Annotated in this window: 15 protein-coding genes and 1 pseudogene; 6 read left to right on the top strand and 10 right to left on the bottom strand. The window is 37.7% G+C overall.

Translation table 11 applies throughout. The features are described from left to right. Positions 1 to 6 precede the first annotated feature (6 nt). From KUH03_RS02845 to KUH03_RS02820, 6 genes are all read right to left on the bottom strand, one after another. Positions 7 to 1,278 (bottom strand): TonB-dependent receptor, encoded by a 1,272-nt coding sequence (locus KUH03_RS02845; protein ID WP_257098018.1) that lies wholly within the window; start codon positions 1,276 to 1,278, stop codon positions 7 to 9. Between the two features lie 23 nt (positions 1,279 to 1,301). After that, a complete protein-coding gene (locus KUH03_RS02840) occupies positions 1,302 to 2,144 on the bottom strand; it encodes a hypothetical protein (protein ID WP_257091481.1) in 843 nt (280 codons plus the stop codon). A gap of 44 nt (positions 2,145 to 2,188) precedes the next feature. Next, the gene (locus tag KUH03_RS02835; protein ID WP_257091480.1) at positions 2,189 to 3,205 is read right to left on the bottom strand and encodes a carboxypeptidase-like regulatory domain-containing protein; all 1,017 of its coding nucleotides are present in this window, start codon (positions 3,203 to 3,205) and stop codon (positions 2,189 to 2,191) included. Positions 3,206 to 3,512: 307 nt separating this feature from the next. Then, positions 3,513 to 4,145: a FecR family protein gene (locus KUH03_RS02830; protein WP_257091479.1), complete on the bottom strand. Its 633-nt coding sequence runs from the start codon at positions 4,143 to 4,145 to the stop codon at positions 3,513 to 3,515. A 29-nt stretch (positions 4,146 to 4,174) separates the two neighbouring features. Further along, positions 4,175 to 4,600 carry a hypothetical protein gene (locus KUH03_RS02825; RefSeq protein WP_257091478.1) on the bottom strand — a complete coding sequence of 142 codons (426 nt, stop codon included), beginning with the start codon at positions 4,598 to 4,600 and terminating at the stop codon, positions 4,175 to 4,177. A gap of 118 nt (positions 4,601 to 4,718) precedes the next feature. Next, the gene (locus KUH03_RS02820; protein ID WP_257091477.1) at positions 4,719 to 5,177 is read right to left on the bottom strand and encodes a sigma-70 family RNA polymerase sigma factor; all 459 of its coding nucleotides are present in this window, start codon (positions 5,175 to 5,177) and stop codon (positions 4,719 to 4,721) included. A 530-nt stretch (positions 5,178 to 5,707) separates the two neighbouring features. Between KUH03_RS02820 and KUH03_RS02815 the strand changes: the two genes are divergently transcribed. The 3 genes from KUH03_RS02815 (at position 5,708) to KUH03_RS02805 (ending at position 7,938) form a co-directional block, all read left to right on the top strand. Beyond that, entirely contained in the window at positions 5,708 to 6,235 is a 528-nt protein-coding gene (locus KUH03_RS02815; protein ID WP_257091476.1) for a hypothetical protein, read from the top strand. Between the two features lie 106 nt (positions 6,236 to 6,341). After that, positions 6,342 to 6,740, top strand: coding sequence for a VOC family protein (locus KUH03_RS02810; RefSeq protein WP_257091475.1), 399 nt, complete (start codon positions 6,342 to 6,344; stop codon positions 6,738 to 6,740). A gap of 157 nt (positions 6,741 to 6,897) precedes the next feature. Beyond that, the gene (locus KUH03_RS02805) at positions 6,898 to 7,938 is read left to right on the top strand and encodes a hypothetical protein (protein ID WP_257091474.1); all 1,041 of its coding nucleotides are present in this window, start codon (positions 6,898 to 6,900) and stop codon (positions 7,936 to 7,938) included. Between the two features lie 763 nt (positions 7,939 to 8,701). Here the strand turns inward: KUH03_RS02805 and KUH03_RS02800 are convergent. From KUH03_RS02800 to KUH03_RS02785, 4 genes are all read right to left on the bottom strand, one after another. Then, the gene (locus KUH03_RS02800) at positions 8,702 to 9,046 is read right to left on the bottom strand and encodes a discoidin domain-containing protein (RefSeq protein WP_257091473.1); all 345 of its coding nucleotides are present in this window, start codon (positions 9,044 to 9,046) and stop codon (positions 8,702 to 8,704) included. 2 nt (positions 9,047 to 9,048) lie between these two features. Then, positions 9,049 to 9,750 carry a hypothetical protein gene (locus KUH03_RS02795; RefSeq protein ID WP_257091472.1) on the bottom strand — a complete coding sequence of 234 codons (702 nt, stop codon included), beginning with the start codon at positions 9,748 to 9,750 and terminating at the stop codon, positions 9,049 to 9,051. Between the two features lie 90 nt (positions 9,751 to 9,840). Further along, positions 9,841 to 10,287 carry a hypothetical protein gene (locus KUH03_RS02790; protein ID WP_257091471.1) on the bottom strand — a complete coding sequence of 149 codons (447 nt, stop codon included), beginning with the start codon at positions 10,285 to 10,287 and terminating at the stop codon, positions 9,841 to 9,843. Positions 10,288 to 10,599: 312 nt separating this feature from the next. Next, positions 10,600 to 11,214, bottom strand: coding sequence for a DUF3667 domain-containing protein (locus KUH03_RS02785; protein ID WP_257098016.1), 615 nt, complete (start codon positions 11,212 to 11,214; stop codon positions 10,600 to 10,602). A gap of 203 nt (positions 11,215 to 11,417) precedes the next feature. Here KUH03_RS02785 and KUH03_RS02780 point away from each other — a divergent pair, with 203 nt between their 5' ends. The 3 genes and pseudogenes from KUH03_RS02780 to KUH03_RS02765 all read left to right on the top strand — a co-directional run bounded on the left by KUH03_RS02780 (position 11,418) and on the right by KUH03_RS02765 (position 14,128). Next, complete coding sequence (locus tag KUH03_RS02780; RefSeq protein WP_257091470.1) at positions 11,418 to 12,173, top strand: helix-turn-helix transcriptional regulator; 756 nt, start codon at positions 11,418 to 11,420, stop codon at positions 12,171 to 12,173. Positions 12,174 to 12,265: 92 nt separating this feature from the next. Continuing rightward, positions 12,266 to 12,765 (top strand): annotated as a pseudogene (locus KUH03_RS47990) (NAD(P)H-dependent oxidoreductase). A gap of 226 nt (positions 12,766 to 12,991) precedes the next feature. Next, positions 12,992 to 14,128, top strand: coding sequence for a VWA domain-containing protein (locus KUH03_RS02765; RefSeq protein ID WP_257091468.1), 1,137 nt, complete (start codon positions 12,992 to 12,994; stop codon positions 14,126 to 14,128). The last annotated feature ends 31 nt before the right edge of the window (positions 14,129 to 14,159 follow it).

Below are 14,159 nucleotides of genomic sequence, written 5' to 3'. Positions count from 1 at the left end.
ATGATATTAAAAAATGCTCGCACTTAATCCAAAACTGTATGTTGCCATCCGTGGGTAATTTCCATTACCGCTACCGATCCGCTCAGGGTCTAGTCCTTCCCACTTTGTCAAGGTGAATACATCCTGGGCGTTTACATAAATCCGTAGGTTTTTGACACTTTTACCAATGGATGGAAAAGTGTATCCAAGTTGAAGTGATTTAACACGGAAATAGGCCGCATTGCTGAGCCATACATTACTCAAAAGTGTGTTCGGCGTAGAGCCTGTCCATAAACGTGGGAAACGGCTATTTGGATTTTCCGGACTCCAATGGTCGGCAACATATTCAACACGTGGCGCCCCTAGATCATTGCTGTTTCCATCTACATAAACTGGATAGGCTTCCTGACCAGCTAGCCTACCAGTTCTCTTACCTACACCTTGACCTAACGCAGAAAAATCCCAGCGTTTATAATGCAGGTCAATATTGATAGCGTAATTGTAATAGGGAAGTGGATCCGCCAGATAAACACGGTCATTGTCGTTAATGAGACCATCCTGGTTTTGATCGACATAGCGGATATCACCAGGTCTAGAATTGGGCATTTTTGCTGCTGTTTCATCAATTTCTTGTTGATTCTGAAAGTAGCCATTTGATTGAAAGCCATAATAATTATTGATTGGGATCCCTTTATACCATATCTGATCATTATTGCCTTTGAAAATCAAGCGGTCATTTTCATTATAGCCAGCCTTGAGTATGCGATTGCGATTATTGAATAGCATCGCACCGACCTTATAGGAGAAATCATCTTTCTTGTCAGACCAGTTTATCGAAACTTCCCAGCCATTATTCTCTACCGCACCAATATTTACTGCTGAGACTAAGGTGTATGAGCCTGTTAGGGGCGGAACAGCAAATTGATCATAGATTAAATCATACGAATTCTTATGGTATACCTCGGCTGTTAAAGAAAGTCTATTTTTGAAGGCATTCATATCGAGACCAAGATTCCATTGTTTTTGTTTCTCCCATGAAAAATTAGAATTAGGAACGCGCATTGTCCATCCCCAAGTATTGACAGATTCCTGCCACAGATACGGGGCTACATTTTCATTACCAATTAAACCGTATGAGGCACGGATTTTAATATTGTTGATCGCCTCGGATTCGAGAATAGGTTTGAAAAAGCGTTCATTATGCAGGTTCCATGCAAAGGCCCCTGATGGAAAGAATCCCCAGCGATGACCCGGTGCAAATTTACTGCTTCCATCCGAACGACCTGTTAATTCAAATATATAACGGTTATCAAATGAATAGTTTAATTTACCAAAAAAGAAGCCTTGCTAATTTCTCTAAAATCGGTGAAGGTATAGCTCATGATCTCAGAACCTGCGGTGAGATAGATTTTGTCTTTGTCCTGACGTAGTTCTTTATTGTAATTTACCAATGCTCGCGCAGTCAGCTGGCTCTCACTTACTCCCTGTGAGGCATTCACATCGTTACCCCATATGCTGATTGGCGCCCCTTTTTCATCAAAGAATTTATAGGTTAATCGCTTTTGTTTGTCGGCAGATTTATTGATCATGTATGATACATTTCCTTCGATATTTAGGTTACTGTTAATATTGTATTTAGGTCGGAGATTGATCGTACTACGGTCATGCATATAGTTTTTGGTACCACCATGTTTAATCGAAGCTATCGGATTAATGTTGTTATGCAGAATGAATGGTTCAGGCCTGTCTACATCATAGTAGATCTGTTGTGTTGGGTTTAGGCGCCAGGCTTGTTGATAGAGCCCGTGACCATCATCATTTGCCATCAGCCTATTGACTTGTAAACGATGCGCGTAAAAATCGGCCATCAAAACAAATTTATCTGCAATATTGATATTTGTGTTGAATCTGGCCGAGAATTTTTGCGTCCCTTCAATATTGTTAAGGCCATTTTCCTTAATATGACCCAACATCAGGTTAAAAGTACCTACACCTCCACCGCCAGAAATACTAGCGTTGTTGTTGATTGCTGTAGAGGTGCGTTCCATTATTTCATCCAGCCAGTTAACTCCTTTTATTTTTCCACTCGCATATTGTTCAATTGTTTCATCAGAATAGATCGCTGGTTGCCCTTGTTGGATCAGTGTTTCATTTCGCAATTTCATAAAATCAACTGCGCCAACAAATTCTGGAAGATCTATCGGTTTGTTTATTGCATACCAGTTATTTGTAAAACCTTGAATTGGCCAGTTTGTCCGCGCTCCGTTTCGATGATGATAACGCCATTGGCACCGCGGGAGCCATACATAGACGCTGAAGCCGCATCTTTAAGTACCGTAATACTTTTCACTTGGTTAGGATCGATATCGTGGATACTCTGTTCCATTCCATCTACGATGACCAGAGGATCGGCATTTTGTAGTGTACTGATACCGCGAATAGAAATGGTGCCAGGTACACTGCCAGGAAGGCTATTCCCTCGCATCATTGTAACACCAGCAATTGTTCCCGAAAAGGCATCCTGCATTTTATAGATTGGACGGTTTTTTACTTTTTCCATATCCATTTGGGATACGGAGGAGGCGAGGTGCTTTTTATCGACCTCTGAAAATCCAACGACCACCACCTCTTCAAGCCCAATTTCGTCGTTGTCCATGACGATATTGAGCTCAGTTTTGTTGTTGATGGGAAGTTCAAGTTGCTTAAACCCCACCGCGCTGAAGATCAACGTACCTCTATTTCCATTTGGTAGAGAAAGTTGAAATTCACCTCTAGCATTTGTTGAGGTTCCAATGTTTGTCCCTTTGAGCAAAATGCTGACTGCATTTAATAGATTTCCTTTTGTGTCATGTATTTTCCCTTTAATAGTTCGTTGCTGATACAGCATTTCGCTACTTGATTGATCATCAGGTACATTTTCCTGTTTCCGTTTTATGACGACAGTACCACGATGTACCATGTAATAGAATACGCTATTTTTAAAGAGCTGATCAAGTGTTTTATTCAGGGTTGCATCTGTTATTTCAAGATTTGCTTTTTCATTATTCAGTAAGCCCTCCATAAAGATGAAACGTACTCCTGTCTGCTTGGTGATGTTTTTGAGGACCGTTTCAATCTTTGCATTTTTGGCGTGCAGTGTAATCTGAGCAGAGCTTGAAGCATAGGCACCCATCATGGATGTTGCTAATAATATTCCTGTCAGTTTCATTTTGATTAGATTGTTCAAAATTTTTCCTTTGTCTATAGGACAAAGAATTCCTTTGAATAAAATAAATTATTCATAATTTGGTAGAGAATTAATAGTTTATGATCAGTTGTTAATTCAGTTAGATGCAGGAGTATTGGAGTACTTCTGCATTCTTTTTCATACAATATTTAGGTATTTATCTTCTTACATATTATAAGTCCTCCTTTTCTTAGTTAGATAGTTTATTTATTTTTGTCAGTCAGTTTGTTAACGATTAATTTTTCTTTGTCGATTGTTAACTGATAGCCGGTCAGGTCTTTCAGTAGATTACAGACCTCTGCAAGGGTCACATCTCTTTTATACCTCCTTTGTAACGCCTTTTGTCTAATGAAACGTTGGATTCAATGTTGATACCATACCATCTGCTTAATTCATCGAGAATCTGCTGCATATTTTTATTATCGAAATAGAAATAGCCGTCTTTCCATGCCGTTGCTTCTTCCATATCTGGTATAGGAAAGGCTACCAATTGACTGTTAACCATTTTTACTCCATTTCCAGCATCTATAAAAATCTCTTTTTCTTGTCCATTGACTTTTAGGCGTCCTTCTGTTAATAGTACTTTGGCGTTGGGCTTATAGGAATTGATATCAAAAGCTGTTCCTATAGCTTGAATACTAAGGTCATTAGCCTCTATGATGAATGGTCGTTTTGTGTCCTTGGCAACTTCAAAATAAGCTTCACCTTTTAATGTTACCTTCCGTTCATTTTCAGTGAAATTTGCTTTATAAATCAGTTCTGATTCCGAATTCACCCATACACGTGTACCATCACTTAGCGTTATCGCTATAGTAGATCTCTTGGGCACAATTAAGGTGTGTATCGGGTTAGACTCTTCGGTTTTGAGCTGTGAGTATAGTAATTTTCCATCTTTTAATTCGATACCTTGAGAGAGGCTTTGATCGACTTGTTTATTCATTAAGTTAATGTCTTCTTTTCCTTTAATCTTCAGGATAGCACCGTTTTCCCTGGAAGGACATCATTTTTCTGTCCATAGACCTTATCTGGGATAAGATAATTGATAGGTTTTAGATAGGATTTCCAGATCCAAACAAAAGTAAAGAGTAATAATAGTGCAGCAGCTACTCCGATAGTAGTTTTCCATTTTCCATTCCACCTACGATAATTTGGAGCAATTTTTCTTTCATTATATTTGGTTTTTAAAATTTCCCACTCCTGCTCTAGATCGGTGCTGCGTAAATCAAATGGAACTTGGATATCCGTATTCGCAAGACGGTGGCGTAAACTATCCTTTGCCTGGGGATATTTTTCCAACAAACGTTTTAGCTCATTTTCCTGTGCAGTAGATAATTGTCCATCTTTCAGGAGTAATGAAGCCAATTCAGCCAATACTATTTTATCGGTTTCTATCATAATTCAATAACTAAATAACTTGAGGAATCAAAAAGGGTGACTCGGGATAAAAAAAAGAATAATCTTTAAAACAAAAGGAAGTTTAAAATTAAATTTAGGAATTTGGTTTTCAAAAGGTTTATTGCACGCATGCGTTGGGTTTTACGGTGTTGACGGACACATCCAATTCCTGTGCTACCTCGTCATATTTCATGCCATCCAAGTAGATTAAACGGCAGATTCGCTGACAGCCTTCAGGTAATTGGTCAAGTTCGCGGTGTAATGCGCCAATCAGTTCGGAATTGATAAGATCGTCCAGGATATTATGATTGTCGGATTCTTCTACAGTGATGGAATTGCGTATCTTATCAAATACCATATCCCGTCGTTTGGTGTTCATTGCCATATTTTTTACGGAGGTGTAGAGAAAACTTTTGATAACCCGTTCTCCTTTCTCCAATAGCTCTGGTCTATCCATTAGGACAATAAAAGCATCTTGTACAATATCCTTGGCTATTTCCTCCGAGTTGACCCATGGAAAGGCAAACGTACAGAGCTGTAGAAAATATGTTTTAAAATAATATTCGATGGATAACATTACCTAGCTATTTTTAAAAAATATAGCTATTATACAAAAATATTGGGAACAATGTGCTTAATTCATACAAAGCGATACCAGAGCTGTTTTTGCCAATAAATAATTGAAATGAACATTTTTAAGCGTTGTTTTTTTGCTTTAGTGGGATGATTCGGCTGTTGTTTTTATCTTGTTTGCTCTAAAATTGTAACAAAAAAAAGTTTTGTATTTATCCCAAGAAACTTCCAACATCGGCTACAATTATTTCACCAGTTTTGAATCCTGCGCGGATTTTCCTCTTTTCCAGTTCAGTTAGATACCTTAGGGATTTGTTCTGAATGTTCCTATGCATACTGTATTCACTCTTATCGGTGCAAGCTCAAATCCAGGTGGACCGTAAGGATCTCAGCAGCAGTTGCATGTCATGGGTTGGCTCTGGCTTAATCCAAGTCTAAAAATCAACTTTAGACCTAAAAAACCATCATTTTCAGGGATATTTTAGTTTGATGCCTTTAGTTACTTTTGATATCTAATATGATTAAAATAGTGCGATGAAACAGATCCTGGTTTTAATTTCCTTTGTAGCATTTGCTGGCTGTAAAATCAATACACAGAAATTGCAGATTTCTGCTATTCAAACCGTACCAAAACGAGTGGCAAAAGAGAATTCCGAAACTGGTACAACATATACTTTTACAAGCCGTAATGAAATAACAGAGCGGCTCGCATCCCAGATTTTTATGCTTTCCAAAACTGTTGAAACGCTAAAATTTCGTCTACAAGGAAATATTAATTCCAGTGGACATACGATGAGTCGGGTCAGAAAAATTCGTTTCGAAAAAGGCGAACAATATGGTAATACCATTACACTGCGCTACTTTGTTGAAATCAAGAAAATTCCTGGCAAGGAAAATGCAGATGTACGCGGTTATAATTATACAAAAGATGAAACGTATAAAATACCGAATGATGTTAAATTGATACAAATCGAATTGTATGAAGATCGACTTAATGACACATCAATTATCAATCCAGCGCTCATCGCTCAACATACCTTTAATTTTTTTGCGAAAATATAAAGGCGTGCTTGTTTGACAAAGCAAGAGGAATAGGAAAAACTTGTCCCATGACAATCTTTAATCTGTTGAAAACCATTAACTTTATGCTGTACAAAAATGAGATAATATGAAACCTAAAATGATATGGGCCAATTTGGCGGTTGCTAATCTGGAACGCACACAGAAATTTTATGAAGTACTGGGATTTAAACCCAATAATCCCCATACTTCTAATGACCTGGTCAGCTTCTTTTTTGGGGAAAATGATTTTATAATTCATTTTTTTCTGAAAAATATACTGGAATCGAATGTAAAAGATGTCAATTTTGGCGATTCTCAGATAAGCAATGAGATCATATTCACACTTTCCGCAGAAAGCAAAGAACAAGCAGATCAATGGGCTAATGAAGTTGAAAGTGCTGGGGAACGATTGTATCCAAACCGACCAGTTTCGGTAATAACTATTATGGATTTGTCTTTGCTGACCCTGATGGTCATAAGTTTAATGTCTTCAAGATGTAGCTAATTTAACATTAGGCCCTATTGAGAAGGCACATTTGTAATGCTATCCAATCTTTACCCATTACTTTTTCTCTAGGCGCTTGCAAAAGAGATCATAAATTAGCTATTTAAATAGTTTCAAAGCATATTGAATTGTCGTTATAGCTACGGTTTATGATGGTGTGAAAAAATACTTTCAAGGCATGATGTATATTTTAAAAGAAATACCGTGTTTTAAATTTTTATTATTTTTTTCTGTAAATATAAATTATAAAATTTATATTTACAGAAAAAATAATTACAATAATATGCGTTTTATTTTCATTGTTATCTTGTCGGTTTTTGCTTTTAGCTGTAAAAAAGACGAAAATAATTTGGGTGGTAAGGATCAGAATATGCTAAAGGCTGGCTTTTCTTACCTGAATCCACAGGGTAAAGAGTTTGGCGACTCATTGATCATTTTACCCGTGTCTGGATCTATTATGAATATCGACAATTCGCTTAGTGCCTATGCTGGGGCAACCTTCAAAAACAATGCGCACTGGACATGGGGCAAAGGTCGCGACTTGACCAAGGATGTCGTTTTATCGTGGAAAGTAATTGATACCAAGGATAACAAATTAGTCAAAACCTCTAACATGGAAGACCTGCAATTAGAACTTTATGAGTTAGGGAAATATAAACTTATACAATATACTTATGCTAGTGTAGCATATAGAGATATAGCTAACCCTTTAGACTCTGTCTCAAAGCTTGTTGAGATTGTCAATAAAAGACAAATTGATTCTATTGGTATTGACTTCCTTTCTTTTAGTAGTCCATATCTTAATTGGAACTTAAATTCGAAGGAGCCCGTTGATGTTTTTGTTTCAATATACAGAAACAAGGGTGAACTTATGCTGGGCAAAGCCCCGCTTTTTAAATCCAAGGTGATCAGGGGTGTTAAGTCAGGTGCAACAGCGTTAAAATTTGATATTCCGGGATCAACTACCTTATCTAGTTTTAGCAAGCCTATCAACTCTGACGATGATCTTCTCATTCAGCTCAATGTTGAGCAAAATGGAACAACATACACATTAATAGATAACGAACGGGGACTGGTCATACAACATCTACAAAGCGGATACTTATCTAAAGATAACAGCCGCCTATTGGAAGAACTTAAATTATCCTATGGGAAAATGGCACTCATTATCAATACATCATATCAATTCATGCAATAATAGGACAGGGGGCTGGCTGATACCATTGTTATATGTTTGGTCAGTATGTATTTAAAGACGGAGCTATTCTAAAGAATATTTTAATATTTATCGAATGGAATTTATATTATCAATAGTAATTGCCAATATCTTTATTTTGCTGGCATTACTTCATCTCTTTTGGGTAATCGGAGGTCAGTGGGGATTAGTGCTACCATACCTACGGACTTGAATGGAAGAAGGTTATTTAATCCTGGTTGGCAGGGGACTTTACTTGTCGCCATTGGATTATTATTTTTGCATTGATAAACCTCTCTGCCATTGGGGTGGTAAAGGTTCCTTTCGAGAATCACTATGTTCTTTATGGTATGTATGTGATTAGCGGTATTTTCTTTTTGCGATTTATAGGTGATCTGAAATATGTTGGTATATTTAAAAGTATAGACAGTCGGTATTTGCATCGCGGGATACCTATATCTATAGTCCGTTATCCCTGTTTTTATCACTTTCCAATGGAATTTTAGCCGTTTTATTATAAGGGATATTGTCCTGTTTTTTTGCTCTCGTATTAATGATCTGTTTGCCCTTAATTTTTAAATTACATAGATCTATATTAGCGGTCGATACCAAATATATTAGAATAAATAAAAGGAGCAGTTCAAAAATCAAAAATGTGCTCCAGGAATTGAATATTTGAAAAGATAGTGTAGATGGTTGCGAAATAAAAAAATAGGAGTGTCCGACCTTCGTGGACACCCCTCTATAGGTTTAAGCGAATTGAAGGCTAATTAGAGAAGACTCCAAAGTCCGCAAGGTGTGAATAGAAGAAATCACCCCAGGAATTCACAGACTCTATTTTAAGATAGCGCGTGCTAATTGTTGAATCAAGATTAACATTGATCCAGGAACCAGAAACTTTGCTCAGCTGAGCAGATTTAATTAAGGTCCAACTTGTACCATTGGTGCTGGTATAAATATTAATATCTTTCATCGCTCCATTCAGATTATCGCGGTTTCGAAATGCAAGTCCTTTTACCGACCGTAGAGCACCCATATTCACAGAGAAGAAGTGAGGTTGTGGTGTTTGGGCTGAAGACCATGGTGTATGCCAGATTGTACTTCTGTTCATATCTAACACATTGCTTGCGGAGCACCAGATTCGTTGCTGTCACTGCCTAAGATTGACCAGCCTGTTGTTGGTAATAGTTTATGAGTGACAACTTTGCTGAGATCAGGAACATTATTGACAAAGTTGTAAGCATAACCTAATGTTGAGCGGCTTCCGTTGACATGCATAAAGCCGATACGCATTTCATAATTTCCATTTAAATCATAAAAATCTGCCAGCGGGCACTCGAATCTGAAACTATCTTGGCCAATGATTTTTGTCGCCCATTGTACTGCATCATAATCATTATTGCCACCAAAAGGTTCCCTGTCATGCCAAACGACGATATCATTTACAGGTTTGGTTGTGGTAAATTTTCCGGAAATAATGATTTTGTCATTGCTGTAGCTTGAGGATAATGAAGTGATCTCCGCAGATGCCGCACCATACCAGTCATTTCTTGTCACAGTGCTAAACACTTGACTGTTATTAAAGGTTGCTGCTGTGGTAGCTGTCAATGAAGTGGTGGAGATTCCATAAGTTGAATTGCCAGACCCCATCAATGCAGTACCTAAAGTCGGAGCCAATGTCTTGTTCATCCGGTTATGGCTAGCATTTAAGCCATGGCCAAGTTCATGAATCATTCCACCTATCCAGACTGTCGCTTTCCAGCCAATATCTCCACCTATCCCGAGGTTTTTGGCATCCAGATTAATGTAATCCAATGCATAACAGGTCGTGCCAGTACCATAGAATGGCGGGCCCCTGGATTGGCCGGATCGGTATTATAAGTAGGAATAATAATCAGGTTATGCTCACTTTTTTTTGAACGTGGGGTTCTGTGCAAAATAGGCATCTACTTCGGACTTTACAGCACCGCTACCACCTGAATAGGGGTAAGTTGACTTACCAAATTTTCCGGCAATGTAATGGATATTGATCAGGGTGTCATTTGTCAGATCCAATCCGAAGGATTTGCGCCCAAAACCCTCGCGGTTCATATTCGAGGCAAACATTTCCTGTGCATCAAGAAGGATTCTACTGATTCGTTTTCTAAAGTTAGGGATTGAATCGACATCATTAGGCACGAAGTAAATGACATTGAGTTTGTACGGATTTTGGCGCCATTCATTCGTAATCGTCGCGCTGGATGCTTTTAGTTTTAGATTTTCACTGTTTTCATCCGTTGGGATGAGCGTCTTATTACACGACGCTACACCCAGAGCCAAGGTGGCAATCAATAAATTTAAAAGTTTTCTCATAATGGTTTATATTGTATAATAATGAATATAAACCATTGAGCTTATTATCTAGAAAAAAATTATATTTTTTATCCAATATTGTTTAGTCAATCGATTGATAAATGGATTTTAATAATTGTTTTGTAACATTTATTAATTCAGTTGATAAAAATTAAGTTATAAGACGGAGGTGATTTATCCCTTTTATAAATAGATCCGAAAACTATTATTGTCAATGAAAGATAAGATCTATCGTCGAACCAATAATAAAAGCCGTTATTATAAACATTATAAATCCTAAAATATGGGCGACTAATGCTTTTAAATAGCTAGCTATTTTAGGGGATCGAAAAACTGTCCCATTGCCCAAGCACAGTATATGAATGCAATTTTACTAGCATACATCATGAGATGTATATGGGTAATACCTTCTATTATTGCAAAAACACAATATATTAACATAGTCATTCCCAAAGTAAAACACAACAGGATGATAATTTCAAAGAGATTGAAACCATATTTTCTAAAAAATAGTTTAGCCCAAAATGCAATAAATATCCCTATCATAATATTAGCATAACCATAATGAGTTTGGATCCAGATAAATATAGTGCCTGTAGTGGAGTGTCGGGAATTATAGTAACTAATATATTTGTCTTCGATATGAAAATAATGGCTTACAATCGAGTAGATCAGTGATGTGACAATAATAAAAATAATAGGTTTGACCAAGCGACTTCGATTTTCGGAAATGTAATTCCGTATATTTTTTCCCGGAGTGGTGACTAGTTCTCGAATGGTATATAAAATGCCACGTTCGAAGTGAAGGACGTGTTCGATCTCATGGGCGATATAGTGCGCATCTATCCTTTTTAGGACCGCAGGCTGGCCGCAATTTGGACAAAAATTGGAGATGATATTAGTTTCACAGTTTTTGCAATTTGTCATTTTTAAGGTAATTAAGGCTGTAATGATATGTTTCGGTTTGTTGTTCGCCAAAGCTCTCCGATTAGGGATAATTGTTGTCCACGTAGTCAATAGATTTTTGGCTGCCTATTGATTTCTATTTTGCTCAAAAATATTACAGATTATCATAATAAAAGCTACACCTGAGTGTAGTTTTATTTATTTTTGAAGTATAGAGTTTGAACATGGATGTTAACGATTTATTTTCACCCAAAAATACGGTGGATAGTCTTTCAGCAAAAGATTTAGAACAGACCAAAGATTATATAGAAATAGTTAAAGCTTTCGCACGTATTACTTACCAAAGTATCTATGTGATAGATTATCAATTGAAAGCATTTGAATTTGTTTCAGATAATCCGTTGTTTCTGGCAGGTTTAAGTTCAAAACAGGTTGTTGAGATGGGATACGGATTTTATCAAAAATATGTCCCCGCGACGGATTTTCAGATGCTCATTCAGATCAACAATGCTGGCTTTAATTTCTATGAAAATATTCCATTGGAGGAGCGGAAGCTTCACGTTATATCCTATGATTTTCAAATACAAGATGCAAATAAGAAATATATTTTGATCAATCACAAGTTAACACCGTTTTTTCTAACCGAGAAGGGAAAGATATGGAAGGCCATGTGTATCGTATCTCTATCTTCAAATGTATCTTCAGGAAATGTAACCATAGAAAAACTTCATTCTGATTTATTGTGGGAGCTTGACCTATTGACCGGTAAATGGATCGCCCGTAGAAAAATTAATCTCACAGAACGTGAAATCGAAATATTACGTTATTATCATCGCGGACTTACTATCCACGAAACTTCCGAGAAGATCTTCATTTCAATAGATACGGTGAAATTTCATCGGCGAAAATTATTTGAAAAATTGGGCGTAAGCAATATGAATGAGGCCTTGACCTTTGCTTTGAATAGTAGGTTGTTATGAGTGTTCCGTTGCCAATCTCGTTTTGATTAAACAAAGCGATTCGAAGTTTCGACAAGATTCGCAAAAGAAAATGTAATTCTAATCGTATCATTATGAATATTTTAATTGTTTACAGTCATCCGAGCGAGAAATCCTATACTTTTGAGATATTCACCCATCTGAAGAATATATTGGCAGCCCAAAAATGGAATGTTGAAGTTTCTGATTTATATGCAAATAATTTTCAGGGTATTATGACCGCAACGGAATACCAAAGAGAAGGGAATGCGGATACAGCGCTGCCAGTTCCTAGGGATGTGATTGAAGAGCAGCAAAAATTGAAAATGCGGACTGTATTATCTTTCTCTATCCGGTCTGGTGGAGCGATTGTCCGGCAATGATGAAAGGTTGGTTTGACCGGGTATATTCGGTTGGCTATGCCTATGGACAAAAGCCAGACTTGCCTAAAATGAAAATAGTCAAATATGGAATAGTCATCTGTACTGCAGGTCATCCCAATAACTTTTTGGAGGAAATCGGCATTGCCCAAAGCATGGAGAAAGTTATGCTTGAGGACAGGTTAGGAAACGCTTTCAGCACAAGGAAATGCTAATACTAGGGGGCACCTTGGCAATTGACAATGTGCGGGAAAAACATCAGGAACAAGTCAATGAATTAGTGAAAAGATAGGCATTAACCCGTTGTTGTGATTGGCATAATCGGGACGAAATTTTGAATATACGGCTCTTTATAAGAATTATTATTTCGTAAATTTATTCTATGAAGCGATTCCGATGTCTATAGATAATTAGCTTCTTCATCCTTAATACAACAAATACATGAACAGTACGAAACGAAATAGGGGCTTTCTCTTCACACAATATACCGAGCCGTTTCAGACGCCTTTTGATAAGTTATTTACTATTTTCAAAGAACTGATTACACATACTGCTGGTGATTTTGATGAGGCTATTGATTGGCTGCGACAATTGGACAGAGAGTTCAAATTGACCACTCCAGAATATACGATCGATGATTTCATTGCGGATCTCAAGAACAAAGGATATATCCGAGAAAAATTGGGCTTTGGCGGTGATGGCGGTGTAGATCTTACCTCCAAGCTGGAAAAAGCTTTGCGACAGAATGCGTTAGATCAGATTTTCGGAAAGATGCGAAAAGGAACGTCAGGTAACCATAAAACCAATCATCAGGGGCGGAGCGACGAAAATATGGGCGATTTTAGAAGCTTTCAGTTTGGAGACAGCCTAGAGAAAATCGTATTGACCGAGAGCTTGAAAAATGCACAGATCAATCACGGGATAGGAGAGTTTAGCTTATCAGAAAATGATCTGGTTGTGGAGGATACGCAGTTTAAATCGCAAATGAGTACGGTGTTGATGATTGACATCAGCCATAGTATGATTCTATACGGGGAAGACCGGATCACACCCGCGAAGAAAGTGGCTATGGCCTTATCGGAGCTCATCATCACACGTTATCCCAAAGACTCCCTTGACATCATTGTCTTCGGTAACGACGCCTGGCCGATAGCGATCAAAGATCTGCCTTATCTGCAAGTAGGACCTTTTCATACCAATACTGTCGCTGGCCTTCAGTTGGCAATGGATATACTCAGACGAAAACGGCATGCCAATAAGCAGATCTTTATGATTACTGACGGAAAGCCGAGTTGTTTAAATATGCCGGATGGCACTTACTATAAGAATCCAATGGGTTTGGATCCTTTTATTACCAGCAAGTGCTATAGCATGGCAGCACAAGCCCGAAAGCTGGGGATACCCATTACCACCTTTATGATCACTTCAGATCCTTATCTGCAGCAATTTGTCAATGAATTTACAGCTTCAAACCAGGGCAAAGCATACTACACAGGACTTGGAGATTTGGGCGGAATGATTTTTGAAGATTACGAAGAAAATCGCAAAGAATACGATAAACACATCGTTTATCGATAATAGGACATCATCTTGCGCAACGTTTGCGCTT

It is taken from the genome of Sphingobacterium sp. E70 (assembly GCF_019285695.1).
Lineage (GTDB): Bacteria > Bacteroidota > Bacteroidia > Sphingobacteriales > Sphingobacteriaceae > Sphingobacterium > Sphingobacterium detergens.
This window is presented reverse-complemented; position numbering and strand designations above follow the sequence as displayed.